The sequence below is a fragment of the Niallia sp. Man26 genome (assembly GCF_022049065.2).
Classification (GTDB): domain Bacteria; phylum Bacillota; class Bacilli; order Bacillales; family Cytobacillaceae; genus Niallia.
Window position 1 is genome coordinate 103,559 of the sequence record NZ_CP095746.1, and the last position, 26,260, is coordinate 129,818.

The following is a 26,260-nucleotide window of genomic DNA, read 5'->3' on the forward strand; positions in this document are numbered from 1 at the left end:
AAAAAAGAGATGGATTTAGAGAGTTGATTATTAATTAAAGTGTACAGAGAGGCTTGAGGGATAAACAAAGAGAAAGAGGAAAAGGATCTGGATGTAGTTAAGATAATTAAATAAAAAATGGATGAGAACACCTCGAATACAACTTTTAGGTAAGTTTTAGTGGTATATTGGTGTTCTTTTATTTTTCTATATAGGAGTGGGACTTTAATGAGAAATTTTAAAAATGTAATTATCGCCATATGTATGATTGTTTTGCTAAGTGGCTGTTCTTCTAGTGATCTAATGGATTATACAGATAGGAAAACATATGAAGTTGCAAAGGATTCAGCAAGTGAGAGTGGCTCATTCCTTGAAAATCTGATAAATGGCACAGAAGAAACACAAGAATCTACAATAGAAGAGATGCGAACGATGACCGTTGAACGGGTTATTGATGGTGATACCGTTGTATTTCAAGATGGATCGAAAGCCCGCCTTTTATCCATTAACACTCCAGAGATTACAAAAGGGAAAAATGAACCTTACGGACAAGACGCACAAGCATTTCTTTCACAGCTTGTGGAAGGGAAAGAGATACAAATTAAGAGTGATCCTAAGGCTGGTGAAACCGATAAATATGGAAGATTACTAGTCCATGCTTTTGTCGGTGGTAAGAGTATACAGTATTTACTTATAGCAGAAGGATTAGCTAAAGTTGCTTATCTTTATAATGATTATGAATATACGGATTTATATAAAGAAGCAGAGGAATTAGCGAAAAATAATAGCCTTAATATCTGGAGTATTTCAGGATATGCCGACAGTGAAGAGAATGTCTTTAATACAAATGTAGTAAAAGAATCAATCCTGGATGAAGCATCTACTACTGTAAAAAGTGTTCTAGATTACCTTAATCATGCTAAAAATCTTATGAAGAATTAGGAAATGGTAAGACAGCCGCTCAGTTTAGAATGAGGAGATTGTATAGATAAAATATGGATTTACAGATATTAGGGGAACGGAGATAATACATACGAAGTTAGGAGAGGAACAATATTGGAAGAGATCTTAGATCGCATAGAGAATGTTAGAAATGAGATGATTAATATAGGATTAAGCGAAGGTTTTAGGTCAGATAAAACACTTAAATTAAGTAAAAAATTAGATGATCTGATCCTGCAATATCAGAAATTAAATATAGGGGAAAAGCAAATCTCTTAAGTTCAAAGAGAAAAATATAAAACTAGTTGGTAGTTAACGTAAAATATAGTAAAATAGAAAAGTATTTTACTTTTTCATTTTTACTTTTTTTTGCAATCTTTTTAGATTAGCAGGTTAACTAATAAACGTAGCAGCCTTTGGGCTAATAGACTCTTTATTTACTTTGCGTAAATATCGGGTTTATTATCTCAAAGGCTTTTTTGCGTTTATTGACAATTAAGCATAAAGAGGTGATAAGTTTGTTGGAAAATTTAGTTATTGCGGGTTGTATTGGCGGTTTTATGGGTTTGTTAACTCACGCGAAAAGAAACAATACTATTAAAAAACCAAGAAACCATAAAACAACTTTTAACCCAGGTGTACTCTTAGACATTGGATTTGGTGCAGTTGTTGCAGTTGTTGCGATTTTATTTGCAGATCCTAATGGAATGGAGCGTATCTTTTTAACAGCAATTTTAGGCGGATATGCAGGGGAAAATGCAATTAATATGGTCGAGAAAGATAAAACATTAAAGAACAGCGAAGTTGTAAATTCACTTGTTTTAGAGGAGAACGAAGAATTACCACCAGCTAATAAAAAAAAGAAAGAACAATAAAAATTGCTCCTTCTTCATATTTAGCAAAAGGTCATTTGTGGTATAATATTAATAATTATATAGAACGTTGAGGCAAAAAGAGAAAGGAGAAATGACCATGGTGCGCTTAAGGGATGTATTAACTGCTGAAGAAAAGCAAAGAGTAGATGAATTGAAATTGCTTATTCTTGATGCTTTTAGTGATAAGGAAAGATATGTTTTAGGACAAGAAGTTAGAGAAATATTTGATACAGCGAAGGCTAGATATTATGAAATGTTAAATGCTTCAGAAGAACAATCTGCAACAGTTGAATTTACAGCGAAGCGAAAAGAGTCTCTTGCATTTAAAATCAGTAATTTAAGAAATAGAAGAAGGTTATCTAAACTTTCTAAGGTTGCATCTTTATAGAAAAGTAGGCTTTATTCCAAGATAAATGGAATAGAGCCTTTTTAATATCTAAATAAAGAAAGTAAAGGATAAAGAGTTGATCTTTGTCCTTTTGTTTTTGGAAATTACTCATAATTTTTGCACCTATAAGAACCTAAAATGAAAAAGGTGGATAGCATAGTAAAGGAAGTCTTACCAATGCCTAAAAATAAGAAGGAACAATAATTGCTTCTTCTTTAATTAGATTTAGTATTGGCTCAAATGTAGTATAATGTAAATAACAAATAAGGCCGAAGTTACTTTAAGGATCATGGAAGGAGAACATTGACCTATGCGATTATTGGATGTATTGACTGATGAAGAAAAACAAAAAGTTGATGAATTAAAATTGTTGCTTATGGATGCTTTTGGAGACAAACAAAGAGCTATCATAGTCTCTGATATTAATGAGATATTGGATTCAGCTAGAGCTCGTTATTATGAGATGCTAAAAGCCTCAGAAGAACAATCGGCTACAGTTGAATTTACAGCGAAGCGAAAAGAATCTCTTGCATTTAAAATCAGTAATTTAATAAATAGAAGAAGGTTATCTAAACTTTCTAAGGTTGCATCTTTATAAAAAAGTAGGCTTTATTCCAAGTTAATAGGAGTAGAGCCTTTTAATATCAAAATAAAAAAAGTAAAGGATAAAGAGTTGATCTTTGTCCTTTTGTTTTGGGAGAATGACTCATAATTTTTGCACCTATAAGAACTTAAAATTTCCATAGACATCAGGTTGACATTAAAAGAAGTTTAAATACAGGGATACAGTATCTGTTGCTCAGGGAGAATAAATCAAAAAACATAATTAAACCATTATAGTATTACTATATTATATGTCTGAAAAGTTTGAATTTATTAAATGCTTGGATTCTATGATTTTAGAATATGGTATAATTGTATAATATATATAGAAAGTGAATGAGACTATGCTATATAATATCAGGACGCGTCAATTCGTAGATTGTTATTACCGTAGAGTGGGTAAAAATGAAGTAGGAGAATATATTCCTCCAAATTGGGTATTCAATTTTAAAAATGATTTTAATAAAGATTGTGAAGTCTTTTCATTAGAGACAAAAGAATACCCTGGAATAGCTCAAGGTATAGTTGCCTTAAGAGTGTATAAGGGGGAATATAGAGTACAACTAGTTTCAGCTGAATCTTCTAAGGAAAATAAGCTTTACAGGATTGGATTAGAGAGGTATGGAGTTAACGATTTTAGAATATATAAAGGTGTAGGAAATAATCTTGTTGCCTTTGCTTGCCAGTATAGTTTAGAGAATGGTTGCGATGGTTATATGCATTTAACATCTAAGACAGAAACAATTAATTTTTACACATCAAATGAGCTTGGTGGCGAATTATTCGAAGAGAAAAGTCAATTAATCATTTTTGATGAGAACATTGGTCAGAGACTAGCAAAAAGGTATTTTCCTGGAGGTGCTATACAATGGGTAAAATAGCTCGTGATTTATCAGATTATAGTGTTTTGCGGAATCTTCATGTTGGAAACAATAATGAAGAGGTGAGGAATGATATGCTTAAGGAATTTGATAAGGCAGATAAATATTTTCCAGATGGCATCTTTGTAGATCCAAAGGAAACTAATGAACCTAAAATTCGATTCAGAGCATTGTCTAAATATTGTGCTGAACATGGGAAAAAGCCAAAGGATCTTACAGATGAAGAAAGAGAAAAATTTATTATTCGTGATTAGTTACAGTAAACAAATGAGTAGAGTTGAAATAATTAAAAAACGGTTGATTAAGGATGAAAATAATAGGGATTTAGGTTAGTACCTTATTCCTTCTTTACAATATCCCGTTACATTGATAAACTTAACTTAATTTAGATAACACTAAAGGGAGAGCCCCTAGATGTAGAACATGCCACAGGTATGTTCTCTTCTAGGGGCTTTTTTATTTTTAAAAGGAGTGATTTTAATCATGTCAGAAATTAAAAATGAAAGAGTGATTATGGAGGATACTTATTGTACCAATGTGGTGTTAAGGTGGTTAACTACTGATTTAGCGCTAACGAATAAACGATTTAAGGGATATGATCGCAACACCTTATTTAGCCTTTTGCCATTAGGAAAAAACGAAGTAACGATGCCTTTGAAATCTATTGCGAGCGTTTCTACCTCTACAAAATTCCACTTAAAACGCTTTGCGATTGGTTTAGTTTTTACCTTGATTGGTATACCAGAGTTATTTAATTTTAATTTATTTGGTCTTTTATTTTTGGTGTTAGGAATCGTGCCGCTATTTAATTCTTATACATCTACCTTAATTGTAACCAATAATGCTGGCCATTCTATCCCTATTCAAATCTCTATCCTAGAAAAAGGGAACCTTCAGGAGTTTGCGAACAAGGTAAACGACACTATCGCCGAGGAAGTAGCGTAAGGGAGAAGGAAAAGTGAATATGGAGGCATACTTATTAGAGGCAGACCCTAAATCGGTTGCACACGAGCACGACAAGAGGTTTCTCAGAAATATATTGAAAAAAGAAAAGTTCATCTCGGTACCTTGCTCTAATCGTTCTATTATGAGGGGGGAAGCTTTAGGGGAAGTAATAATTGAAGTTTCATCCGACACAGAGCTCAGAGAAATCGTTCAAATGGTAAAGATAATGAAGAAACGAAAAAGTCCGTTACGCCCTTTATTTCAGACGATTGCTGCAGGGATAGTGGAGTGACTTTAGTAAAGGGATTTAATAATCAAATATAAATAAAGGGAGAGCCCCTAAGGAGATATAGTAATCCTATGTCTTCTTAGGGGTTTTTATATTTAAGGAGGAAATATGAAGAAAATAGCTGCTATTTGTTTAAGTGTTGGGGTAATTGGAACAACGCATGTAAGTGCAGAAGAACAAAGTCAAACGGTATCCGATCACTTACAAAGTAATCAAGACAGCATTCAGGAACAAGTCACAAAGATGGATAAAGAGATAAACGCTTATAAAAATGAACGAGTTATTCTGGAACGACAATTGAACCAGTATGATAAGGCGTTGGAGCAGAATCAACTTACCATAAAAAAAGAACAGGAACGATTAGAATCTATTTCTTCTCGGTTAGAAACGATTAACAAACAAATGAAGGAAATAGATCCAGATGGTCAGTTAAGTAAAATGGTCCATCAAGATCTAATCCTTGGAATTCCTGCCATTACGACAGTTAATAAACAACAATATTTATTGGATAACGTTCAACAGGTAAGTCAATTACTTACGCTGCAAGAAGAGCTAAATGAAGCTACGTCGGAACTGGAAAGTAACCAAGTGGAATTAGAAGGCATGGTTTCACAGCTACAAGAACAACAAAGTGAAAAGGAACAATTGGTGGAGCAGCTGAAACAAAAAGAAGCAGCTTCCAAGGAACAAAAGCAACAACTCCTAGAAAAAAACAAGAAAATAGAGAAAGAAAAGAACCTAATAGAAGAGGCAATCAGCAATGAAGAGGAGAGAGCAGAACAGGGAAGTGCATTCTTTGGTCAAAGTAATATCCCTTCTAATACTACTGTTATTAGTCCATCTATAGATACAAGCGTTACTGGAGTTCCATCACAGTATATGAAGTACTATCTGTACGGAGAAAAAGAATATGGTGTACCTTGGTACTATCTGGCTGCCATTCATTCCATAGAGACAAGCTTCTCCACTAGTCCTACTATGACTTCTTCGGTTGGAGCAATTGGTAGCATGCAATTCATTCCAAGTACTTGGGTTGGGTACAAGTATGAATCGAGCGGAGGTTTGGTTGGAGAGGATGTAGATATTACTGACCTAGAAACAATCAAAAAGGGAAATGGTTATGGTGTGGATGCAGATAATGACGGCAAAGCAGACCCTTATAGCGTTGCAGATGGAGTAGCTGCAGCTGCTAACTATTTATCTAGTAATGGATTTGCCACAGATCCGAGAAAAGCTATCTGGCATTATAACCATGCAGACTGGTATGTGGAAAAAGTAATCAACTTAGCTGAAAACTTCAAAAATGGTACCCAAATCTCTAAGGATGGAGATGTTCAACTGAAATCCGGTGGGGAGTATGACGTTACTACTGTAGGTAACCGGTGGATTGGAAACTCCGTTTATGTATTTGGTGGTGGTCGCAATCAAGAGGATGTAAAGAACGGTAGATTTGATTGCTCTAGCTTCGTTTATTGGGCGTATAATCAAATAGGGGTTCAGTTAGGAGAACAAAGCTCAGTAAGTACGGAGACATTAAAAAATAGGGGTACTGCTGTTGAAGAGAAGGAAATGCAGCCAGGTGATTTAGTCTTTTTTGATACATATAAAAAGGATGGGCATGTCGGTATTTATATAGGTGATGGTAAATTCATTGGTGCTCAAAGTTCCAATGGGGTAGCTATAGAGGATATGACTACAGGCTATTGGAAAGAAAAATTTAATCACCGAGTTCAGCGAGTTACTAATATTTAATGATTCAAGAATCAGTTCCTATTCATGGTATAATAAGAGGGTAGAAGCTCGTCACTTCTAACCAAAAGTTATTAGCGAAACTCAATAAAAGGAAGGGGAGTAATATCCTCTTCTTTTTGTTATTTTAAACCTTTTTTACATTGTGACTCCAGGTGCGATATAACTATACATAAATGTTATAACTTTGGGAATAATATAAGAGTAGCAAGTTTAAATCCATTTGCTTGCTATCACCTTACATGCAAGTGGTTGGGGCACTCTTGTTTACTGGGATTCCAAGAGTGACCCAACCATAAGCCATTAAAACCTATGTCTTTAAAGGTTTGACTTTTAATTTTCATCATTCTCAGAATCCACAATAGAAATGGCTTTATACCAGCCCTTAGCAATCTCCATATCTCCTGTTCTCCTAGATTCTCTCTCCACATACTTTCTTAAAGTTATAACATAATCCGGATCTATTTCAGCGAATTTACGTACATATAGAATTTGTTCTTCTAATTTATAAATGCAGCCTAACGCAATATAAACGGAACCAAAGGTAATGTTTTCTTTTGTACCTAACCGATCTAATATTCTTAGCCCTAATTTAAGCATAAATATCCTTCTTTCTATAGTTTTATCGCATCGCATTAACTTAACGAACATAATACGCTGTTCTTGCTTCATTTACAACCAGCTGTTGAAAGTTAATACCAACTAAGGTTTTTCACAGTGTCAGGGATAATGTCGAATAACTTTTTTTGATTATACTGACATAAGTAACAATTGCACTATTTTTAACCCTATATAATTACTCTATTAAAGCTTAGGAGAGATGAATAGATGGATAGAAAAAAGAAATTTATGATGGGATTAACACTTACAGGAATACTGACTATTGGAGGATTGGTTAATCCAATTACTTTGGAAAACACACGTGTAGAAGCAGCTTCTAATGTTGATACAAGTGGAAGTATACCCAAGAAGGAAAATGAGATTTTAAGATACTTGAATAATTCCATGTTGGATTACTATCAAGAGGAAAAACAAACAGTAAAGACAGAAATAGAGAGCCTTATTCTAGTAGAGGAAGTCACAAAGAAAAGTCAGCTATTTAAAATAACGGAACAAAGATATGAAGCGTTACAAGTGTATAAAGAGGAAAAAAAGAAGAATGCTACACAAGCGAAGCAAACGTATAATAAAAAATTAAGTAATATAGATACGGAACAAACGAACATAGAGAAGAATTTTGAAAAGAAGATCGCACAATTAAATGATTCTCAATCGAAACAATTAGCCTCTATAGGGAAATCGATGGAATACAATATCTCTTCCATGCAAAAAGAAGAATCTAAAAGAATAGAAATGAATGCTGGAACAGATGAGATTATGAATAATATTACTTTAATCAATAAAGCTGTTGTTAAATACAAAACACAGGCCATTCGATTACATTTTGATAACGATATAAAAGGGAAGGAAACAGAGATTAAATTACTAGGTTTAACAACTAGTTTCGAAAAGGACAAATGGAATTCTCAATTTAAAAGGGGATCGATTTCTAAAACAGTTCTTAATTACAAAATTAGCAATTTAGAGTCAAAAGAAAAAACAGAGAAGAATAGATTAAACGGTGTCATATCCACTATGGAAAAAGCAAAAAACAATCAACTTCAAAACCTATTTGAACAAAAAGATAAAACGGTAAAAGAATTACAAAAACTTATAAAATAACAGGTAATGTTATAATGGATACATATTTTAAAAGTGAATGAGATAACCCAAAAGGGAAACAATTTTGACTAAACAAAACACTCTCTAGACAGAGAGTGTTTTGTTTATAAGTAAAGGAATAGCTCTACTCTTGTGTTGAAGAGTAATTCCTCGTATTAAGTATAACAGGGATTTCCTAATTAAAGGGAAGTCCTTTTTATGTCGCTAGGGTTGTAGCATAATCATAAACGTTTTTGGAAAAATTACTTTAAAGGGAGGTAAAGAGAGTGAAAAAATCAACTATAATAACCGTAATAAAATCAACCATCTTGCTTCCAAATATAACCAACACCCCATATTGTTTCTAAATGTTTATCAATAGGAAATCCTGTTTCTCTAATTTTATCTCTAATGTTTCTAATGTATGAGCGAAGAGTTTGTTGACTAATAGGATTGTGTGTCCAAATACTTTTTATTAAGGAACTGGGGGTTAGAACTTTATTAGGATTATTAATCAGCAATTCTATAATTTTAATTTCAATTTGAGAAAGTGGTATCAGTTTTTTATTATAAGTCAATTCATGCTTACTTTTCTCTAATTGTAAATGATTAAATGTATAGACTTCACTCTTCACTTTAGGTAGAGTACGGAATAATGAGTTTATCCTAGCTAATAATTCTTCTTCATAAATTGGTTCTTTTAAACAAATATCCGCACCATTTTTAAGGATACTAACCAGTGAATCATTAGTATTATTACTAATTACTACTAAAAAGACAGAAGAAACAACTCTAATTTCCTTACATATGTCTTCCACTTTTAGTTTTAGTGAGGAGTTATCTATTAATACCATAGTAATGTTTTGACTAATAATAGAATTAATCATATCTTTAGGATTTACGGGTTCAATGCAATCAAATCCGTATCTCTTTAGGAGTTTAAACCAATAATACCCTTTGTCTCCTCCTATGATTAAGATTTTTTTCATCATAATTCTCCTAGCGTTTTTTTCATCATTTTATAAAAAAATTGTGTAGAAATTTTGCATTTAATTAAACAAAATCCTATTAAATATGCATTTTTTATGTAGTTTATTTAAATATCTTATGGGAAGTATAATATTGTTACTAAAACTATTGAGGAGGTAATAATATGAATATGACTTACGAAGAATGTGTAAAAGCTTGTTTAGAATGTATGGAGGCATGCAATTACTGTTTTGATGCTTGTTTAAAAGAGGATGACGTTAAAATGATGGTCGATTGCATCAGGCTAGATAGAGAGTGTGCAGACATTTGTAGCTTAGCCGCTAAGGCTATCCAGTCTAATAGTCCAGTAATGAAGGAAATATGTTTGTTATGTGCAGAGATTTGTGAAAAATGTGGAGAAGAATGTAAAAAACACAGTCATCATGAACACTGCCAAAAATGTGCAGAGTCTTGTTTTAAATGCGCAGAGATTTGCCGAAAAATGGTTTCTTAAGCTGATTTATCAATAGAACAAATCCAATAAGTTATTTACCAAATAAATAACTTATTGGATTTTTGTTTTTTCAGTTGTTCCGTTATTGTTATTATTTAGTATTATAAGGATGTTCTTAATTTAGGATAAAAAATTCTGCATAATTTATGCATTTTTTCTTAGTAAAATAGGGAAAAATACATAGGGAGGAGCAGAAGCTGAATTCTAATCAATATTTCCCATCATTTTTCAGATGTTTTTATGAGAAAAAGCATTCTAATTATTGAACCAGAAAAAGGAGAGGAAAAATGAAGAAAAAAACTTTTATGAAAAGCAGTCTTATCTTGACTCTATTGGTCTTATTATTAGCTGCTTGTTCTAACAATAACAACGATAATAGCTCAAACTCAAGTGAAGAAGAAGGTATGGATATGTCTTCTCAAGATATGGAAGGTATGGATATGTCAGGATCAGGAGAAGTGCCTGAAGGTTTAAAAGTCGCTGAAAATCCTAAGTATGATGTAGGAAGTAATGCTATCATCAATGCAGACCATATGGAAGGCATGGACGGTGCTGAGGCAACTATTGTAGGTGCTTATGATACATTTGTTTATACGATATCGTACACACCTACAACAGGTGGAGAGAAAGTAACAGACCATAAATGGGTGATTCAAGAAGAAATTGAAGATGCTGGGGATGAAGCAATTGAGCCAGGTACAGAAGTAATAATCAATGCAGCTCATATGGAAGGCATGAATGGGGCAAAGGCTACAATTGATTCTGCAGAGAAAACAACGGTTTATATGGTCGATTACACTCCAACTACAGGGGGAGAAAAAGTAACGAACCATCAATGGGTTACTGAAAGTGAATTATCTCCAGTAGAATAATAAAAAAGGCTATCTTAAGTGCTGCACCCCAAAAGTTAGAGTTGAAATCTAACTTTTGGGGGTGTTTTTTTATGGCTAAATATAGTGGGAATTTCAAACTGAAAATTGTACAAGAGTATTTGCAAAGTGCTTTAAGTTATGACCGATTGGCGCAAAAATACAGTATTCCATCTTCTTCGCCAATTAAGAATTGGGTAAGTGCTTATAAAGCTTTTGGCGAGGAAGGGTTACAACGGAAAATAGTTAATGAGGAATACCCTGTTCATTCAAATTGGATGTATTACACTTTATGAAACAAACAGGTGCTTCTTTTCAAGAGACAGCGATTCAATTTAGGATAAATAATCCGAGTTTAATCGCCAATTGGAACAGTAAATTAGAAAAAGAAGGAATAGAGGGCCTGCAACAAAAAGCAAAGGGGCGCCCGTCTATGTCTAAAAAACCAAAAACAACAGCGAATAAACAGAATAAACCAATGTCACGTGAGGAACAGTTAGAACGTGAAAATGAAATGCTTCGTTTAGAGGTTGCCTATTTAAAAAAGTTGAAGGCTTTTCGAGAGAATCCGGATGCCTTCCTCGAAAAGCACAAGCAGCCATCGCCTTCGAACTTAAAGAAGAAGGATTCCGATTAAAAGATGTCTTAACACAAGTGAAAATTCCAGAGGCAACGTATCAATATCAAATCAAACAGATGAAACAAAAGAATCCAAATGAAACGTGGGAAACGCTGATTTTAGAGACGTTTGAGAAGCATGAAGGCAGATATGGTTACCGTCGTATTCATGCGGAATTGAAAACGCAAGGTTACCCCGTTAACCATAAGAAAGTACAACGTATCATGAAGAAACTAGGTTTGAAATGCGAAAAATTCGTGCGTAAATCACGCTACAAATCGTATAAAGGTACGGTTGGGAAAGTGGCGAAAAATCGTTTGAACCGTCGTTTCCACACACCACATACCCTTCAAAAAGTTGTGACCGACGTAACGGAATTCAAATGTACAAATGATGAGAAGTTGTATTTAAGCCCTATCATGGATTTATATAACGGCGAAATTATTGGGTTTAGTATGTCTAAAAGTCCAACGCTGGAATTTGTGATGGATTCATTAAAACAGGTGCTTCCTATTATTCAAGAGCGTGCCAAATATAGAACCACCATTCACTCCGATCAAGGCTGGCACTATCAGCACTACAAATGGGTACACACATTGAAAGAAAATAAGATGTACCAAAGCATGTCTCGCAAAGCAACATGTGCAGACAATGCAGCAATGGAAAACTTCTTTGGCTTACTGAAGCAGGAAATGTATTACGGAGAACAATTAATTTCTTATGAAGCCTTGAAGATGAAGATTGAGAAGTACATCCATTACTATAACAACGATCGAATTAAACAAAAACTGGCCGGCATGAGTCCGGTAAAATTCCGAACTCATGCCAGCCAATTAGCTGTGTAATAAAAACTCTAACTTTAAGGGGTCACTACCTTACGGTAGCCTTTTTTTATCATTAAAATTAATATGGGAGTTGGACAAAATGGGGGCTGAAAAGATAAAAATTACTGTTAACGGTGGTATCCAGTTCGGAGCTAGAATAAATGCAAGGCAACTATCGATTCTGGCTAAATATTTAGATGAGAATCAAGAGGTAGAATTAACTACCTTCCAACAAATATATTTAGAGATTCCAAAAAGTAATGCTCAAGAAATAATGAAGGAATTTAGGATGTCTGGATTAAGTTGTTATCCAGTAGGCAATTATGTGAAAAGCCTACGTACATGTAATTTTTGTAAAGGTTCTGAGGAGGAAGGTATGCCTGTAGCACAGGAATTGAACAGAAGAGTTGCAGGTAGGGAAGTACCATTTACTTTGAAATTTGCTTATACTGGTTGTCCCGTGGGTTGTGGTGAACCATTAGTAAACGATATAGGAGTAATGAAAATAAAAGATACTTATTCCTTGTATATTGGGGGGGAAAGTACTGGGAAAGATGCAGAAATAGGAACATTATTATTTAAGGATCTTTCACCAGAGCAACTATATCAAAAGGCTGATAAAATCATAGAATTATATATTTGTGAAGGTAAGAAGAGAGAAAAATTTTATAAATTTGTTAAGCGAGTGGGAATAGATCGAATCAAGGAAAGTCTTTGATTTTGATAGAAAAGGTTATAGAGTTTGCTTTATAACCTTTTCATATTTTTGCTAGTTAATATTTGCTTAATAGATTAAAAGACTATTAGGTATAAAAACAATTAAAATAGGACAGTATGAAGCTAGAAGGGGGATATTTATATGAAGAAAACAATTATCTATTCAACAGCTTCTGTCCTTTTAATTTCTTTATTTTTTCATTTTAATTTTAAGGTCCTTGGAAAAGAGGATAAATTACTACAAACTATTGATAATCTCCAATCGATAAATGCTAATATTGCTCAGTGGTCTATCTTCACAAAAAAAGAGGAGAAGAGTGATTCTTCATTAAAGAAATACTATGAATCGGCTACACTAAGTTGGACAGAATTTATAAGGGCTAGTACACTAAACATACTAACCTAAAGGAGCTTGGTACAATGCCGCGCCAACGTAGAACTTTTACAGCCGAATTTAAACTTCAATTAGTAAAGCTATATGAAAATGGAAAGTCCCGTGCGGATATCTGCCGAGAGTATGAAATCACACCATCCTCATTAGATCGTTGGATTAAAAATCATCAAGAAACTGGATCCTTTTTTGCGAAAGATAATCGTACAGAGGAAGAGAACGAGTTAATGAGATTACGCAAAGAAAACCAACGCTTAATGATGGAGAATGACATTTTAAAGCAAGCTGCGCTGATCATGGGACGAAAATAAATGTGATTCGAAATAACACACACAAATATTCAGTATCAGCAATGTGTAACGTCCTCCATATACCCAAAAGTAGTTACTACTATCAAGCCAATTTGTGCGAAAAAGAAGCCCATGAAAGAGAAGAAGTGGAGCTTTCCAATGAAATTCAACGCATTTTTAAGGGAAGTCGTTGTAACTATGGTACTCGCAAACTCAAAGTAGAGTTAAAGAAGCAAAACTGGATCGTTTCTCGTCGTCGAATCGGTCGGATTATGAAACAACTAGGCTTGGTATCGAATTATACGGTGGCACAATACAAGCCATATAAACAATCCAGTAATGAAGCTCCTACCCGAAACGAGTTAAAACGTCCATTTAACCAAGAAGAAGCATTAACAGTAGTTGTAAGTGATTTAACATACGTCCGTGTCGAGAAAAAATGGCATTACGTATGCTTATTTGTCGATCTTTTCAACCGAGAAATTATCGGCTATAGTGCTGGTCCAAATAAGACAGCTGACCTGGTATATAAAGCATTGGCAAGCATTAAAGGTAACTTTCATAACATTCAACTGTTTCATACAGACCGAGGAAAAGAGTTTGATAATAAACTACTTTCCGAGGCTTTAGAAACATTTGGGATTCAAAGATCTTTGAGTACAAAGGGATGTCCATACGATAACGCCGTCGCCGAAGCTATGTTCAAAGTCTTCAAAACGGAATTCGCAAATGGAGCCCATTTTACTTCTCTTGAACAGCTAAAACTGAAATTAAATGATTATGTTCATTGGTTTAACCATATTCGAATTCATGGAACACTCGGTTACTTAACGCCAGTAGAATTCAAGAAACAGGCCTTATAAAAGTTGTCCAGTTTGGTGTTGACATTCCACTATAAAAGAAAATCTGAGTTGAAGAAAAAATATCAACAGTTTAACTGGGAAGTGGAGAAAGATGAAAACCATCATATTAAGTTAACTGGTTCATTAAAAGAGAAGAATAGAGAACAGTTAATTACCCTAACTGCATTTAAAGAAACTGATAAATATAATATTTTGGAAACCTATAGTTATAAAAATAGGGGTTGGAATAAAGAGGAATACAAAAAAGTATTATTAACATAGATGAGAAAGAAGAATACTATTTTACAGTCAAGGCATTAATGAAAAAGCAAGAAAATATTGAACAAATTTCAACTTTACTTGTAAAAAAATTTTCAGTAAAATCTATTGAAAAATTAGTTGAGGATGATTTTGTCTCAATTACAGCCTATAACAAGTCGTGGGAAAATTATTTAACTAGTAGTAAAAAAAATAAATTTAATGTTCAATTTGGTATAAGGACTAATAAAGATCTCCAAAACGCTTATAATTTAACAATTGGAAGCCCCATAATAACAGAAGAATATTGAAGGTTTTAACTATGGCTACCATAATGAGTATGCCATTTTTTTATGCAAGAGAAGTAGATTATACCATTCTAAAAAATTCTATCTCTATTAATGTGCAGAAAATATGCAGACTACTGGTGAATCTATCACATATAAATATGTAGATAACACTATCTAATAAGGAGGGTCTAATATGATTCTAAAAGTAAATGGTTATCTACTAGCTATTATTTTAGTGATGTATTTTAGTATTTTTCTAATAAATTATCTGAAATTAGATATCAAGCTTTCTTCAGATATTGTATCAACCTCTACAAAGCAACTAGATGCAGATATGCTTTCCTCTTTATTAGCAAATGAAATTGTACAATTTAATTTATCAGATGTGAACAAAGAAATAGTAAAACCCTCCATTTTAAACGGTGTGGTTTGGGTTACTTCAAATATTTGGCCAGATGATATAAGAACCTTTTTAGGAAGAGAATTAGTAGGATTTTCGCAATTTAATACAGAGATAGCTATTGCGGGGAAAGGAACGAATTTAGCAACATTGCCAATTGAGTCTCCACCTCCTAATGATGCCATTCTTTTAAATGACAGTAATAAAAATAGCAGCTCTAATGAAGAGAAAATTGAAACCCCAAAGAAGGATACTTCTGATAAAAAGGTTGTTTATATATATCATACTCATAGTTGGGAAGCTTTTTTACCACAACTTTCAGGTGTGACAAATCCTAATCAGGCGTCTAGCATAGATGAAACGAGAAATGTTATTCAAGTGGGTACCCAATTACAGAATGAATTACTAGAGAGAGGTATAGGGACTGAACATAGTACTACCAATGTAACTGCAGAACTTAAAAAGAAGGGTTGGGGTTATTCACAATCTTATAGTTTAACAAGAGAAATCGTACAAGAAGCAACTGCCAAGGAAAACTCTTTAGTATACCTTATTGATATACATAGGGATTCACAGGCAAGAAAAATAACTACATTAAATTATGATGGAATCGAATATGCAAGATTATTCTTTGTAGTTGGAAAGGATAATAAAAACTATGAACGAAATCTTAAATTGGCCAAAGATTTAAACGAAAGATTAGAAAATAAAATTCCTGGGATTAGTAGAGGAGTTTTTGTGAAAAGTAAAGATGAAGGTAATGGAGTTTATAATCAAGATTTATCAAGTAATTCTATTCTCCTGGAATTTGGTGGGGTGGATAATACACAGAAGGAACTTTCAAATACGGTTGAAAAATTTGCAGAGGTGTTTAGTGAATATTATAAACAAGTAGAGGAAGTAAATAATTAAATATATTTCCAGTACTAATTGTGCGGGTGATTATTATAAACATATAAATTTGGTGTAAAGATTAAAAATCCACACTTTCTCCAAATTTTAATTTATATTAACCACTAGAACAATGGAATGGAGAAAAGAGAATGAATTTCAAATTGGCAGTAAAAACAACATTCCTTTCTTTAATCATCCTTATCTTAGCAGCATGTATAACCGCGCAAAATGAAAAAACAAAATCCGTGGTGGATAGTAAAGAAAAAGTAAAAGAAGTAGTTCTTATAAGAAATAATTATAAGTTAGATAAAAATTGGAATTTAGTCGATATTCCAGACAATATAGTGATTTCTAAAAATAACAAGGATGTACAGGTTTTTGAAGAAGAATATGTATGTAAGGAAATGAAAGAAGATAGGAATATAGTAATCGGATATAATCACAACAAAATGTGATGGTCATCAAATATTAAGTAACCATATACACGTTGATCTTAAGTAACTTAATTAAAATCTGAAAAGGGTACGCCTAGGTTACTTTAGGTTTATTTCATACATACGTTTGCTACAGTACCATTTAAATCCTTTTTAAAACAAGGGGAGTTATATGTGACTTATTCTTCTATAAAATCTTATTACAAAGACAAAGCTGAAAAAAACCCTTGGGTATGACCAGCGATAAATAGAAGAAAAAATTAACTTTAGGCTTTACATAGGGTGCGGGGGTATAGTATACTTTGTTTGTGGAGGTGAATGTATTAATGACATCTTTTTTAGATAATGATGAGTCTTTAGAGGAAACTCATTGTTCCACTTCAAGTGATCGAAAAAGCCATCACTCCAATAAGGTCAAACAAAACCTTATAACTAGGTTAAATCGGATTGAAGGTCAAATACGAGGTATAAAAGGATTAATAGAGAAAGATACTTATTGTGATGATGTCATAACACAGATATCTGCTACACAAGCTGCTATAAATAGCGTTGCAAAGATTTTACTGGAGGGTCACCTGAAAGAGTGCGTTGTTGAGCGAATACAAGAAGGTGACTTAGAAGTATTAGATGAAGTTTTAGTAACAATACAAAAACTAATGAAAAAATAAGGGAGAAGATAATTATGGAAAAAGTAAAATTGAACGTACAGGGTATGTCTTGTAATCATTGCGTAAACTCAATCGAAGGTAGTGTAGGTAAAATTGATGGCGTATCAAATGTAAAAGTTGATCTTGGAGCCGGATCTGTATTTGTAGAGTTTGATAAAGAGGTAGTTACATTAGATAAAATTAAAGAAACAATTGATGATCAGGGTTACGAAGTACAGTAATACTAACAGGGGCGAACGTTAAAAAATAACGTTGCCCTCTCTTTATAAAATAAATATACCTGTAGGGGGTATTTTTTATGTGGACTATGAAGAGAATATAAAACCTTTTTTGTGTCAAATTAATAAAGGATTTTATAACTGTAAATGAAAGTTATAGGAGGGTATAAAATGTCAACAGAAAATGGTTCATTAGCACAACCAAAACCTAATACTAGTGAAAATGTTTCACTAAATATTACTGGAATGACATGTGCAGCATGCGCAACTCGTATTGAAAAAAACATATCAAAAGTGCAAGGCGTTCAACAAGCAAATGTAAATCTAGCTACAGAAAAAGCAGCAGTGACCTATAATCCATCACAAGTTTCAATTGAGGAAATAATTGAAAAAGTTAACAAAACAGGGTATGGGGTTGAACAAGAAAAAGTAAATTTAAATATCATAGGTATGACATGCGCCGCTTGTGCTACTCGTATTGAAAAAGTATTAAATAAGGTAGACGGAGTGAAAAATGCTACTGTTAATCTTGCAACAGAGAAGGCCAGTGTTGAATATATTCCGGGAAGTACCAATGTAGATCAATTAGTTAATGTAGTAAAGAAGGCTGGCTATGATGCAAAATTAATTAGTGAAAATGATGGGGATTATGAACAAAGTGCTCGAGAAAAAGCATATAGAAAACAAAAAATAAAATTTATTGTTGGTGCTATTTTATCTATACCTTTCTTAATCATGATGATATCAGATTTTATGATGGAGTACGGAAATGGAGGGTTTTTCCACTTAAATCCTTGGATTCAATTTTTACTAGCCACAGTAGTTCAATTTTATGTTGGTGGTCATTATTACCGCGATGCTTATAATTCAGTTCGAGGAGGTAGCGCAAATATGGCTGTACTAGTAGTGCTAGGAACATCAGCGGCCTATTTATACAGTTTAGTTGTTACCATAATGGGGACTGGGCAATTTCTTTATTTTGAAGCCGCAGCTGTGGTTATGACTCTAATTGTTTTAGGAAAGCTACTGGAAATAAGGGCAAAAGGTCAAACTTCTGAGGCTATAAAAAAATTAATGGGTTTACAGGCAAAGACAGCTAGAGTTATCCGTAATGGTATGGAAGTGGATATACCACTAGAAGATGTTCAAACAGAAGATATTATTTTCGTTAGGGCAGGCGAAAAGATACCAGTTGACGGAATAATTATAGAAGGAAATACTACAGTTGATGAATCTATGTTAACAGGAGAAAGCATGCCTGTTGGTAAGAAAGCTGGAGATAATGTTATTGGTGCTACTATGAATAAACATGGTTCGTTTAAATTCCAGGCAACTAAAGTTGGAAAAGATACTGCTCTTTCGCAAATAATTAAACTAGTTGAAGAAGCCCAAGGATCCAAAGCGCCAATTCAGCAAGTTGCAGATAAAATATCAGCAGTATTTGTACCAATTGTAATTGTAATAGCTTTAGCGACATTTGGTATTACATTCGTACTTCTTGGATTTACCCCAGCGTTAGTTAGTACAATTGCAGTACTAGTTATCGCATGTCCATGTGCTTTAGGATTAGCCACACCAACAGCTGTGATGGTAGGGACAGGTAAAGGGGCTGAAAATGGATTACTTATAAAAGGTGCAGAACATCTACAAAACTCACAGCGTGTAACAACAGTTGTGTTAGATAAAACCGGTACTATTACAAAGGGCGAACCTGATGTAACAGATATTGTTCCCTTCGGAAATCTTTCTCAAGATGAAATTTTACAAATTGCTGCAACTGCAGAAAAAGGTTCAGAACATCCACTTGGTGAAGCTATTGTAAACAGTGCGTCTGATAAAGGGTTAAATTTATTAAATGCAACTAACTTTAAAGCTATACCGGGGCATGGGATTGAGGTTAGTATCAATAATCAAAGGATTTTAATCGGTAATAAAAAGCTTATGGCTCAAAATAAGGTGAATATTAGTTCTTCTATTGATACTATGGAAAAATTCGAGGGTGAGGGAAAAACTGCTATGCTTATGGCTATTGATGAAAGTCTAGCAGCCATAATTGCTGTGGCAGATACTGTTAAAGAAACATCTACAGATGCTATTAAGGCTCTAAAGCAACTAGGTATTGAGGTCATCATGATTACTGGGGACAACCGACTTACAGCAGAAGCTATTGCCAAGCAAGTTGGTGTGGACCGAGTACTTGCTGAAGTTCTGCCAGAAGACAAATCTGCCGAAGTAGAAAAACTGAAGCAAGAAGGAAAAGTTGTTGCAATGGTTGGAGATGGAATTAATGATGCTCCCGCACTTGCTTCGGCTGATGTAGGAATTGCAATTGGGACTGGTACTGATGTTGCAATGGAGGCTGCTGATATTACCTTAATGCGGGGAGATTTGATGGGGATAGTCGATATAATTCTTCTTTCGAAATCAACGATGCGAAAGATACGCCAGAATTTGTTTTGGGCATTTGCATATAATATCATCCTTATCCCTGTTGCGGCAATTGGTTTATTAAATCCAATACTTGCCGGTGGTGCTATGGCTTTTAGTTCCGTATCTGTTGTAGGAAATACATTATTCCTCCGTAGATGGAAACCTATTAGATAAGTTGATAAAAGAACCTGCAAATATCTTGCAGGTTCTTTGTTTTATTTAAGTAACTACTGTTTATTGTTGTTGCAGATTTATTTCTACCAATAAGTTCTAGTTTTTGTTAGGTTAAAACGTTAAAATTTATGAACTTTTGTTCATATAAAATGCATAAAATCTCCAATTATTTTTAATATGATAATTCATGAAAGTGAGGAGAGAGAATGAAATTAAAAATAATAGCATTAATTGGATTTATATTGTTAATTCTTTCGGCATGCTCAAATAAACAAAACGAAAATACAAATCGAGCAGATGTTGAAAATCAGCCTGAGAAGATTACTACAGAAGAAACAACTGAACCTGAAATCTTAAAAGGGAACGAGTTTTCTATTGTCGCGAAAGAAGCAAAGCATCAATTGACAAAAGAAGTCAGTGTAGATGCTTGGACTTTTAATGGTTCGGTTCCAGGTTCTCAAATACGTGTAATGCAAGGGGAGAAAGTAAAAATCAACTTAAAAAATGAATTAGCCGATCCTGTAACTATACATTGGCATGGACTTGTTCTCCCAAATAATATGGATGGTATTCCGGGTGTTACTCAAAATGCTGTACAACCAGGTGAAACATTTACTTATGAGTTTACACCCCAAACTCCTGGCACTTATATGTATCACACTCATCAAGACGGTGTTAATCAACTTGATAAAGGTCTATATGGTGCCTTAATTGTTGAACCAAAAGAAAAAACATACGATCGTGATTATACGTTAATGCTTGACGAATGGATGAGTAATCCAGAGGAAGGTATGGATATGAGTGATATGGAAGGTATGGACATGGGTGAAAGTGATGAAATGGAAGATATGGATATGGATACGAGTAATGATGGTGCAAGCATGACGATGGACGATATGAGCGCATATGACATCTTTACCATCAATGGAAAAAGTGGTGAGATTATTGAGCCTTTAAAAATGAAGGAGGGTGAGACGGTAAGACTCCGTTTGGCTAATATTGGGTATATGACACACAAAATGCATTTGCATGGTCAGAAATTTAAGGTTGTTGCGATTGATGGGCAAGAAATAGACAACCCAGAAGTAATAGAAAATCAGTTAATTTCTATATCGCCAGGTGAACGGTATGATATTGAGTTTGTAGCAGATAACCCAGGGGAGTGGTTTCTGGAGTGTCATGGAAATATGGAAGGAACTGCTGGAATGAAAGTGAAACTACAATATGAAGGAAGTTCCTTATCTACAGACAAACCGAATCAGGAGAAAGAACTTCCAGAGTTCACTTACACAAATTATGGTTCCTCAAAAGAAAGTGAGTTCACTTTAAATCAGAAATATGATGTTAAATATACAATGAACCTAAATACAGAGGTATTAGATAATAATACGGCTTACACAATTAATGGAAAGGCTTTTCCGAATACAGAAAATATTTCAGTTAAAGAAGGGGACCTTGTAAAAGTAAAGCTTGTTAATAACTCTAAAGGTGAAGACCATCCTATGCATTTACATGGTACATCTTTTCAAATTCTAAGTAAAAACGGAAAAAATCTTGAGGGAGCTTCTATTATTAAAGACACTGTAAATCTAGAACCTGGAGATGAGTATATAATAGCTTTCAAAGCTGATAATCCTGGGAATTGGCTATTCCACTGCCATGATTTACATCATGCTTCTGCAGGTATGGTAACAATGGTTAAATATAAAGGGTTTCAGCCATCTTTTACTCCTGATAAAAATGCAAATAATCAGCCAGAATAATTTATCTTATAAAATAGGATAAAATGCGGCCTTTTAGGGCAGCATTTTACTGCTAATAAAAATAGTAACCGATAAAGGACGGGGAACATTTGAATTTTACTTTATTATTAAGGGATAAAAAGGTGTTGTTTATTCTATTAGTTGTCAATATTATAGGCACATTATATGGATTTATTTGGTATGGTGGTCAACTTTCGGTTACACCTAATAAATATCTAATTTTTGTTCCTGATAGCCCAACAGCTAGTTTGTTTTTTGTGTTTGTATTAATTGGTTTGATTTTAAGAACAAATTTACCTTTGTTTGAGGCTCTAGCTATTGTAACGTTATTTAAATATGGAATATGGGCAGTTGTAATGAATGTATTAGTTCTGATAGAGATAGGATATTTAGATTGGTCTAGTTACATGCTGATTTTCTCCCATGGAGCCATGGCAATTCAGGGTTTACTATATAAAAGTTTCTATAAAATAAAAGGTTGGCATCTAGTAGTTGCTGCAATTTGGACTCTTCATAATGATGTGATTGATTATCTATTTAACATGATGCCAAGATATAGTGTATTGGATAATTATATTCCGCAAATAGGCTATTTTACTTTCTGGCTAAGTGTTATTTCTATTGGCATTACGTATTTTCTTTGTATAAGAAAGAAAAATGCAATACCGGAAATTTGAAACAAAATCTCAGTCTTGAAAATTTAAAACGAGGTGAATCTTTGTGGAGAACATACAACAGTTAAATAGAATCGCTTTTGAGTTTGGAAATTTCACTGTTTATTGGTATGGAATAATTATTGGAGCTGGTTTACTTCTTGGGTGGATTCTTGCTACTAATGAATCTAAAAAACAAGGACTTCCTAAAGACATTTTTTCCGATCTCTTATTATGGGCTATACCTATTTCAATTATTAGTGCCAGGATTTATTATATTTTATTTCAGTGGGACTATTACAAAGAGAATATAGGAGAAATCGTGGCAATATGGGAAGGGGGTATTGCGATACATGGAGCTATTATAGGAGGGGTCCTGACTGCTTGGGTTTTTGCTAAAAAGAAAGGTTTATCCTTTTGGCAATTGGCTGACATAGCAGCACCTAGTCTTATACTAGGTCAGGCAATAGGACGTTGGGGGAACTTTATGAACCAGGAAGCTCACGGTGGCAAGGTTACTAGAGATTTTCTGGAGAATTTAAATTTGCCAGATATTATTATTAATCAAATGTATATTGAGGGCGCGTATTATCATCCCACTTTTTTGTATGAATCCTTATGGAATATTCTTGGCTTTACTTTATTAATTGTTGTTAGAAGAATTATTACCCTTAAAAAGGGAGAACTATTTTTAGGTTATATAATGTGGTATTCTTTTGGGAGGTTTTTTATTGAGGGGTTAAGAACGGATAGCTTAATGCTTACAGATAACTTACGGGTTGCACAAGTAATTTCTTTGATATTCTTTATTGCCGCTGTACTATTAATCTGGTATAGAAGAAGGCAGGAATGTGAAAAACTTAGATAATTTAACATCTACAAAAAATAGGCACCAGTTTTTCAGAAGCCTATTTTTTGTTGTTTTTTCTATGATAGGTGACTTTATCTCCATTTTTTATCTTGTTGCTTTATTTTTTTTAACTCTTTTAAAATATATATTAATAACAGGATTATTGAGCAATATATTATTGTCTCTTTCCATCCAGATAAATTGATATTGAATACCTTATTAATGGAATAAACTTCAATTAGAAGCGATGGAATTTTTCCTATTGTACTAGCTATAGTAAACGGGATAATTCTAATGCTACCTAATGCTGCTGTTAATGTCACGGCACATGAAGGAATAAAAGGAAGAATTCTTAACAGGATTATAAGTATTACGGCATTAAATTCAGTTGTGTTTTGTAACTTTTTTAAGAAGTGACTTTTTATCTTATACTTAGTGGTAAAGCGTTTTAACCCTTTACGGTATAAGATAAAACTTACTATAGCACCTAATGATTCACCAATTATTGAAATAATAATTGCTAATTTTAAATCAAAATAAATAATATTTATAGTAGTAAGAAAGGCACTAGGAATAACTCCAAAAATTGCTATTATAATATTTGCAATTATAGTAACAGCAGCTATGACGATGGGGTTCCCTGGTAAATACTCTATAAAGATGTTCTTCAATCAGATTCTTTTCCAATCCACTTGTATCCAACACCCCATACTGTTAATAAGTATTCCTCTGAAGGAAAACCAGCCTTTCTAAGTTTGTCACGCAAATTTCTTATGTGTGAATCTATTGTTCTATCTTCAGTTTCTACTCCATGTCCCCATATGGAGTGTATCAGATGGTCTCTAGTGAATACTTTATTTAGGTTTTGGAGAAAAAGTTTCATAAGAGCAAATTCCTTTGGAGTTAGAGGAATATTCTTCGTCTGGTATTGTAAATCAAAGGACTCTTGATCTAAGACTAAGCCATCAAACTCTATCAATTCGGACCTATTACCTTTTCTTCTTAATACTGCTTCAATTCTAGCAACAAGTTCCTCACCATCAAAAGGTTTGGATATATAGTCATCTGCCCCTGTATTTAACCCTTTAACAACATCTTTTTTATCTGTTCTTGCAGTAAGCATTATTATTGGAGTTTCCCAGTATTTTTTAATTTCTATACATGCTTCCCAGCCATTCATATCAGGCATCATTAAATCTAATAAAATAAGATCAACGGGGTTTGATTCTAAATAAAGTAAAGCATCAATTGCTGAATTTATTTTTTTGCAGTGATAGCCTAATGGTGACAAATACAGAGCAATTAGATCAAGCATTTGCTGTTCATCATCTACAATTAAGATTTGTTTCAATTGACTTCCCCTCCATACGTTTTAAAAGATAGTATAAATGTTGTTCCGATATTAAGCTTACTTTCTACTCTTATTGTTCCTTCATGTGCTTGAACCAATTCTTGTACAATGGATAAACCTAGTCCAGTACCCCCTAAAGATCTTGTTCTTGACTTGTCAACACGGTAAAATCGATTGAAAATATAAGGAAGATCCTCTTCGGGTATTCCGTTTCCATTATCATGGATAATTATTTCCGTTTCTTTTTTTCTAGCTGTTACTATAACTTCTACTTTACTGTTTTTTGGAGAGTACTTCATAGCATTATCCAATAAGTTGAATATTATTTGTTCCATTCTCGCTGGGTCTCCATGTAAAGAAGAAGTTCTAGGACAATTAATTGTTAAATCGATTTCTTTTTCTTTAAAGGCCGGTGACATTTTTATTTGTAATTTCACTAATAGCTCATATAGATTTATTTGTTGTTTCTGGATGAGAAATGTGTTTTTATCAATCTTTGCTAACTCAAATAAGTCCTCTATTAAAGTAGAAAGTCTATTTGCTTCTTCTACAATAATTCGAAGGTACTTTTCTTTTTCTTCCTCTTCAATATTTTTTCTAAGAGAAATATCAGCATAACCCTTTATATAAGTTAACGGCGTTCTAAGTTCATGAGAAATACTAGCCAAAAAATCATTTCTCTCTTTTTTTAAGAAATTTAAGTCTCTTGCTAATTCTTTTAAGGATACTGCTAATTCTCCTAATTCATCATTACTTGTTTTTGGGAGATCGACTAAGAAATTCCCTTTACTTATTTGATAAGTAGCTTCCTTCATCTTTACGAGTGGTTTAGTTAAAGCTTTAGTAAGGAGTATAATCACAATAAAGGTTAAAAGAAGTGCAATTATACCAGCAAGAACAAAATGCTCATTTAACCTTCCAATTAAAGTGTGAATGGAGTCTGTTTCTTGGTACATGTAAACATAACCGATAATTTCCTTTTTTTGCAATATCGGACTTATAGTAATAATGTAAGGTTTATTTTTCCAGTCATCCTCTACAATTTCCCCCTTTTTCTTTATTTCTGTTTTTTGGGGGTAAATTAAGTATTTCTTGAAATTTTCATTATCAAATGAGGAACCTAGAACTTCTCCTTTTTGATTAACAATTACTACATCTGTTAAAGCCTCTGACTCCATTAAAATTACGTGACTAATGGAATCTTCTACAAAATGTTTCTCTAGAATATCTCTATGAGAGTTACCTCTTGCTTGTAAGGATGATAGCTCATCATCAATTCTGGCATTAACTATAGAATTATGAAGATAAGAAAACATAAATGCTTCTAGTCCGAAAATAATTATGCAAAATAGAATTCCTAATTTTATTGAAAGTTTTCTCATTAGCTCACCTGAATTTTTATTGTATTTTTATAATACTACATTTGTATGAAGAAATTATGCAGGGAGGTAGGTAGTATAATTCACTATAGGATTTTTATTATGAATAAA

Annotated in this window: 33 protein-coding genes and 1 pseudogene; 29 read left to right on the forward strand and 5 right to left on the reverse strand. The window is 33.4% G+C overall.

The genetic code is table 11. The annotated features are described in order from the left end of the window. The first annotated feature begins 207 nt into the window (after positions 1 to 207). From L8T27_RS27905 to L8T27_RS27950, 10 genes are all read left to right on the forward strand, one after another. Positions 208 to 921 (forward strand): thermonuclease family protein, encoded by a 714-nt coding sequence (locus tag L8T27_RS27905; protein ID WP_127739868.1) that lies wholly within the window; start codon positions 208 to 210, stop codon positions 919 to 921. A gap of 114 nt (positions 922 to 1,035) precedes the next feature. After that, a complete protein-coding gene (locus tag L8T27_RS27910) occupies positions 1,036 to 1,200 on the forward strand; it encodes an aspartyl-phosphate phosphatase Spo0E family protein (RefSeq protein WP_127739867.1) in 165 nt (54 codons plus the stop codon). 242 nt (positions 1,201 to 1,442) lie between these two features. Continuing rightward, positions 1,443 to 1,796, forward strand: a complete 354-nt coding sequence (locus L8T27_RS27915) for a DUF4257 domain-containing protein (RefSeq protein ID WP_225314823.1) — start codon at positions 1,443 to 1,445, stop codon at positions 1,794 to 1,796. 97 nt (positions 1,797 to 1,893) lie between these two features. Next, positions 1,894 to 2,184 (forward strand): hypothetical protein, encoded by a 291-nt coding sequence (locus L8T27_RS27920; RefSeq protein ID WP_127739865.1) that lies wholly within the window; start codon positions 1,894 to 1,896, stop codon positions 2,182 to 2,184. A gap of 310 nt (positions 2,185 to 2,494) precedes the next feature. Then, entirely contained in the window at positions 2,495 to 2,782 is a 288-nt protein-coding gene (locus L8T27_RS27925; RefSeq protein WP_127739864.1) for a hypothetical protein, read from the forward strand. Between the two features lie 349 nt (positions 2,783 to 3,131). After that, the gene (locus tag L8T27_RS27930) at positions 3,132 to 3,668 is read left to right on the forward strand and encodes a hypothetical protein (protein ID WP_150911138.1); all 537 of its coding nucleotides are present in this window, start codon (positions 3,132 to 3,134) and stop codon (positions 3,666 to 3,668) included. After that, complete coding sequence (locus L8T27_RS27935; protein ID WP_225314822.1) at positions 3,656 to 3,922, forward strand: hypothetical protein; 267 nt, start codon at positions 3,656 to 3,658, stop codon at positions 3,920 to 3,922. Before L8T27_RS27930 ends, L8T27_RS27935 begins: the two co-directional genes overlap by 13 nt. Before the next feature lie 229 nt (positions 3,923 to 4,151). Next, positions 4,152 to 4,613, forward strand: a complete 462-nt coding sequence (locus L8T27_RS27940) for a hypothetical protein (RefSeq protein ID WP_127739862.1) — start codon at positions 4,152 to 4,154, stop codon at positions 4,611 to 4,613. 13 nt (positions 4,614 to 4,626) lie between these two features. Then, positions 4,627 to 4,905 (forward strand): hypothetical protein, encoded by a 279-nt coding sequence (locus L8T27_RS27945; protein WP_127739861.1) that lies wholly within the window; start codon positions 4,627 to 4,629, stop codon positions 4,903 to 4,905. Positions 4,906 to 5,010: 105 nt separating this feature from the next. After that, positions 5,011 to 6,654, forward strand: a complete 1,644-nt coding sequence (locus L8T27_RS27950; RefSeq protein WP_164849717.1) for a C40 family peptidase — start codon at positions 5,011 to 5,013, stop codon at positions 6,652 to 6,654. 330 nt (positions 6,655 to 6,984) lie between these two features. Here L8T27_RS27950 and L8T27_RS27955 read toward each other — a convergent pair whose 3' ends face one another. Next, the gene (locus L8T27_RS27955; RefSeq protein WP_127739860.1) at positions 6,985 to 7,251 is read right to left on the reverse strand and encodes a hypothetical protein; all 267 of its coding nucleotides are present in this window, start codon (positions 7,249 to 7,251) and stop codon (positions 6,985 to 6,987) included. Between the two features lie 228 nt (positions 7,252 to 7,479). Between L8T27_RS27955 and L8T27_RS27960 the strand changes: the two genes are divergently transcribed. Further along, positions 7,480 to 8,373, forward strand: a complete 894-nt coding sequence (locus L8T27_RS27960; RefSeq protein WP_127739859.1) for a hypothetical protein — start codon at positions 7,480 to 7,482, stop codon at positions 8,371 to 8,373. A gap of 299 nt (positions 8,374 to 8,672) precedes the next feature. On the opposite strand, the gene L8T27_RS27965 is transcribed toward L8T27_RS27960, so the two are convergent. Next, positions 8,673 to 9,344 (reverse strand): response regulator transcription factor, encoded by a 672-nt coding sequence (locus tag L8T27_RS27965; protein ID WP_127739858.1) that lies wholly within the window; start codon positions 9,342 to 9,344, stop codon positions 8,673 to 8,675. A 161-nt stretch (positions 9,345 to 9,505) separates the two neighbouring features. Between L8T27_RS27965 and L8T27_RS27970 the strand changes: the two genes are divergently transcribed. From L8T27_RS27970 to lgt, 18 genes and pseudogenes are all read left to right on the forward strand, one after another. After that, complete coding sequence (locus tag L8T27_RS27970) at positions 9,506 to 9,835, forward strand: four-helix bundle copper-binding protein (protein WP_127739857.1); 330 nt, start codon at positions 9,506 to 9,508, stop codon at positions 9,833 to 9,835. A 287-nt stretch (positions 9,836 to 10,122) separates the two neighbouring features. Continuing rightward, positions 10,123 to 10,707, forward strand: a complete 585-nt coding sequence (locus L8T27_RS27975; protein WP_127739856.1) for a YdhK family protein — start codon at positions 10,123 to 10,125, stop codon at positions 10,705 to 10,707. A gap of 71 nt (positions 10,708 to 10,778) precedes the next feature. Beyond that, positions 10,779 to 11,000 carry a helix-turn-helix domain-containing protein gene (locus L8T27_RS27980; protein ID WP_127739855.1) on the forward strand — a complete coding sequence of 74 codons (222 nt, stop codon included), beginning with the start codon at positions 10,779 to 10,781 and terminating at the stop codon, positions 10,998 to 11,000. After that, entirely contained in the window at positions 10,997 to 11,341 is a 345-nt protein-coding gene (locus L8T27_RS27985) for a helix-turn-helix domain-containing protein (protein ID WP_127739854.1), read from the forward strand. Before L8T27_RS27980 ends, L8T27_RS27985 begins: the two co-directional genes overlap by 4 nt. Then, positions 11,302 to 12,168: pseudogene (locus L8T27_RS27990) on the forward strand (IS3 family transposase); the annotation flags it as partial. The gene L8T27_RS27985 and the pseudogene L8T27_RS27990, both read left to right, overlap by 40 nt. 79 nt (positions 12,169 to 12,247) lie before the next feature. Beyond that, positions 12,248 to 12,865, forward strand: a complete 618-nt coding sequence (locus L8T27_RS27995) for an NAD(P)/FAD-dependent oxidoreductase (protein ID WP_127739852.1) — start codon at positions 12,248 to 12,250, stop codon at positions 12,863 to 12,865. 141 nt (positions 12,866 to 13,006) lie between these two features. Next, positions 13,007 to 13,270 carry a hypothetical protein gene (locus L8T27_RS28000; protein ID WP_127739851.1) on the forward strand — a complete coding sequence of 88 codons (264 nt, stop codon included), beginning with the start codon at positions 13,007 to 13,009 and terminating at the stop codon, positions 13,268 to 13,270. A 14-nt stretch (positions 13,271 to 13,284) separates the two neighbouring features. Next, positions 13,285 to 14,408, forward strand: a protein-coding gene (locus L8T27_RS28005) for an IS3 family transposase (RefSeq protein ID WP_481858885.1) whose coding sequence is annotated in 2 segments (ribosomal slippage) — positions 13,285 to 13,531 and positions 13,531 to 14,408 — 1,125 coding nt in all. Because the reading frame shifts where the segments join, the coding sequence is not laid out codon by codon here. A gap of 48 nt (positions 14,409 to 14,456) precedes the next feature. Next, positions 14,457 to 14,669 carry a hypothetical protein gene (locus L8T27_RS28010; protein ID WP_127739849.1) on the forward strand — a complete coding sequence of 71 codons (213 nt, stop codon included), beginning with the start codon at positions 14,457 to 14,459 and terminating at the stop codon, positions 14,667 to 14,669. Positions 14,670 to 14,707: 38 nt separating this feature from the next. Then, positions 14,708 to 14,956 carry a YwmB family TATA-box binding protein gene (locus tag L8T27_RS28015; RefSeq protein WP_127739848.1) on the forward strand — a complete coding sequence of 83 codons (249 nt, stop codon included), beginning with the start codon at positions 14,708 to 14,710 and terminating at the stop codon, positions 14,954 to 14,956. 172 nt (positions 14,957 to 15,128) lie between these two features. Continuing rightward, positions 15,129 to 16,247 (forward strand): stage II sporulation protein P, encoded by a 1,119-nt coding sequence (spoIIP, locus tag L8T27_RS28020; protein WP_127739847.1) that lies wholly within the window; start codon positions 15,129 to 15,131, stop codon positions 16,245 to 16,247. A 131-nt stretch (positions 16,248 to 16,378) separates the two neighbouring features. Further along, a complete protein-coding gene (locus L8T27_RS28025; RefSeq protein WP_127739846.1) occupies positions 16,379 to 16,684 on the forward strand; it encodes a hypothetical protein in 306 nt (101 codons plus the stop codon). 305 nt (positions 16,685 to 16,989) lie between these two features. Then, the gene (locus tag L8T27_RS28030; protein WP_127739845.1) at positions 16,990 to 17,331 is read left to right on the forward strand and encodes a metal-sensitive transcriptional regulator; all 342 of its coding nucleotides are present in this window, start codon (positions 16,990 to 16,992) and stop codon (positions 17,329 to 17,331) included. Between the two features lie 14 nt (positions 17,332 to 17,345). Next, positions 17,346 to 17,552, forward strand: coding sequence for a copper chaperone CopZ (gene copZ / locus L8T27_RS28035; protein ID WP_127739844.1), 207 nt, complete (start codon positions 17,346 to 17,348; stop codon positions 17,550 to 17,552). Between the two features lie 168 nt (positions 17,553 to 17,720). After that, positions 17,721 to 20,153 carry a heavy metal translocating P-type ATPase gene (locus tag L8T27_RS28040; RefSeq protein WP_182104212.1) on the forward strand — a complete coding sequence of 811 codons (2,433 nt, stop codon included), beginning with the start codon at positions 17,721 to 17,723 and terminating at the stop codon, positions 20,151 to 20,153. 206 nt (positions 20,154 to 20,359) lie between these two features. Continuing rightward, entirely contained in the window at positions 20,360 to 21,916 is a 1,557-nt protein-coding gene (locus tag L8T27_RS28045; protein WP_127739842.1) for a multicopper oxidase family protein, read from the forward strand. An 89-nt stretch (positions 21,917 to 22,005) separates the two neighbouring features. After that, complete coding sequence (gene lhaT, locus L8T27_RS28050) at positions 22,006 to 22,593, forward strand: lipoprotein heptaprenylglyceryl N-acetyltransferase LhaT (RefSeq protein ID WP_127739841.1); 588 nt, start codon at positions 22,006 to 22,008, stop codon at positions 22,591 to 22,593. A 43-nt stretch (positions 22,594 to 22,636) separates the two neighbouring features. Beyond that, complete coding sequence (gene lgt / locus L8T27_RS28055) at positions 22,637 to 23,437, forward strand: prolipoprotein diacylglyceryl transferase (RefSeq protein WP_213084036.1); 801 nt, start codon at positions 22,637 to 22,639, stop codon at positions 23,435 to 23,437. A 74-nt stretch (positions 23,438 to 23,511) separates the two neighbouring features. On the opposite strand, the gene L8T27_RS28060 is transcribed toward lgt, so the two are convergent. From L8T27_RS28060 to L8T27_RS28070, 3 genes are read right to left on the reverse strand one after another with little or no spacing between them, the layout of a single operon-like run. Beyond that, entirely contained in the window at positions 23,512 to 24,090 is a 579-nt protein-coding gene (locus L8T27_RS28060) for a TVP38/TMEM64 family protein (protein WP_127739839.1), read from the reverse strand. Then, the gene (locus L8T27_RS28065) at positions 24,087 to 24,770 is read right to left on the reverse strand and encodes a response regulator transcription factor (protein ID WP_127739838.1); all 684 of its coding nucleotides are present in this window, start codon (positions 24,768 to 24,770) and stop codon (positions 24,087 to 24,089) included. The genes L8T27_RS28060 and L8T27_RS28065 overlap by 4 nt, the downstream gene beginning before the upstream one ends. Next, positions 24,767 to 26,152: a sensor histidine kinase gene (locus L8T27_RS28070; RefSeq protein ID WP_127739837.1), complete on the reverse strand. Its 1,386-nt coding sequence runs from the start codon at positions 26,150 to 26,152 to the stop codon at positions 24,767 to 24,769. The genes L8T27_RS28065 and L8T27_RS28070 overlap by 4 nt, the downstream gene beginning before the upstream one ends. Between the last annotated feature and the right edge of the window lie 108 nt (positions 26,153 to 26,260).

Bases quoted from the DNA above. Each gene is read 5' to 3' on its own strand.
- L8T27_RS27985 (WP_127739854.1), top strand. From the start codon at position 10,997: ATGAAACAAACAGGTGCTTCTTTTCAAGAGACAGCGATTCAATTTAGG.
- L8T27_RS27960 (WP_127739859.1), top strand. From the start codon at position 7,480: ATGGATAGAAAAAAGAAATTTATGATGGGATTAACACTTACAGGAATA.
- L8T27_RS27930 (WP_150911138.1), top strand. From the start codon at position 3,132: ATGCTATATAATATCAGGACGCGTCAATTCGTAGATTGTTATTACCGT.
- spoIIP (WP_127739847.1), top strand. From the start codon at position 15,129: ATGATTCTAAAAGTAAATGGTTATCTACTAGCTATTATTTTAGTGATG.
- L8T27_RS27955 (WP_127739860.1), bottom strand. From the start codon at position 7,251: ATGCTTAAATTAGGGCTAAGAATATTAGATCGGTTAGGTACAAAAGAA.
- L8T27_RS28015 (WP_127739848.1), top strand. From the start codon at position 14,708: ATGAAAAAGCAAGAAAATATTGAACAAATTTCAACTTTACTTGTAAAA.
- L8T27_RS27950 (WP_164849717.1), top strand. From the start codon at position 5,011: ATGAAGAAAATAGCTGCTATTTGTTTAAGTGTTGGGGTAATTGGAACA.
- copZ (WP_127739844.1), top strand. From the start codon at position 17,346: ATGGAAAAAGTAAAATTGAACGTACAGGGTATGTCTTGTAATCATTGC.
- L8T27_RS27975 (WP_127739856.1), top strand. From the start codon at position 10,123: ATGAAGAAAAAAACTTTTATGAAAAGCAGTCTTATCTTGACTCTATTG.
- L8T27_RS27970 (WP_127739857.1), top strand. From the start codon at position 9,506: ATGAATATGACTTACGAAGAATGTGTAAAAGCTTGTTTAGAATGTATG.
- L8T27_RS27925 (WP_127739864.1), top strand. From the start codon at position 2,495: ATGCGATTATTGGATGTATTGACTGATGAAGAAAAACAAAAAGTTGAT.
- L8T27_RS27920 (WP_127739865.1), top strand. From the start codon at position 1,894: ATGGTGCGCTTAAGGGATGTATTAACTGCTGAAGAAAAGCAAAGAGTA.
- L8T27_RS27940 (WP_127739862.1), top strand. From the start codon at position 4,152: ATGTCAGAAATTAAAAATGAAAGAGTGATTATGGAGGATACTTATTGT.
- L8T27_RS27905 (WP_127739868.1), top strand. From the start codon at position 208: ATGAGAAATTTTAAAAATGTAATTATCGCCATATGTATGATTGTTTTG.
- L8T27_RS28040 (WP_182104212.1), top strand. From the start codon at position 17,721: ATGTCAACAGAAAATGGTTCATTAGCACAACCAAAACCTAATACTAGT.
- L8T27_RS28000 (WP_127739851.1), top strand. From the start codon at position 13,007: ATGAAGAAAACAATTATCTATTCAACAGCTTCTGTCCTTTTAATTTCT.
- L8T27_RS28030 (WP_127739845.1), top strand. From the start codon at position 16,990: ATGACATCTTTTTTAGATAATGATGAGTCTTTAGAGGAAACTCATTGT.
- L8T27_RS27965 (WP_127739858.1), bottom strand. From the start codon at position 9,344: ATGATGAAAAAAATCTTAATCATAGGAGGAGACAAAGGGTATTATTGG.
- L8T27_RS27995 (WP_127739852.1), top strand. From the start codon at position 12,248: ATGGGGGCTGAAAAGATAAAAATTACTGTTAACGGTGGTATCCAGTTC.
- L8T27_RS27935 (WP_225314822.1), top strand. From the start codon at position 3,656: ATGGGTAAAATAGCTCGTGATTTATCAGATTATAGTGTTTTGCGGAAT.
- L8T27_RS28045 (WP_127739842.1), top strand. From the start codon at position 20,360: ATGAAATTAAAAATAATAGCATTAATTGGATTTATATTGTTAATTCTT.
- L8T27_RS27980 (WP_127739855.1), top strand. From the start codon at position 10,779: ATGGCTAAATATAGTGGGAATTTCAAACTGAAAATTGTACAAGAGTAT.
- L8T27_RS28025 (WP_127739846.1), top strand. From the start codon at position 16,379: ATGAATTTCAAATTGGCAGTAAAAACAACATTCCTTTCTTTAATCATC.
- L8T27_RS28070 (WP_127739837.1), bottom strand. From the start codon at position 26,152: ATGAGAAAACTTTCAATAAAATTAGGAATTCTATTTTGCATAATTATT.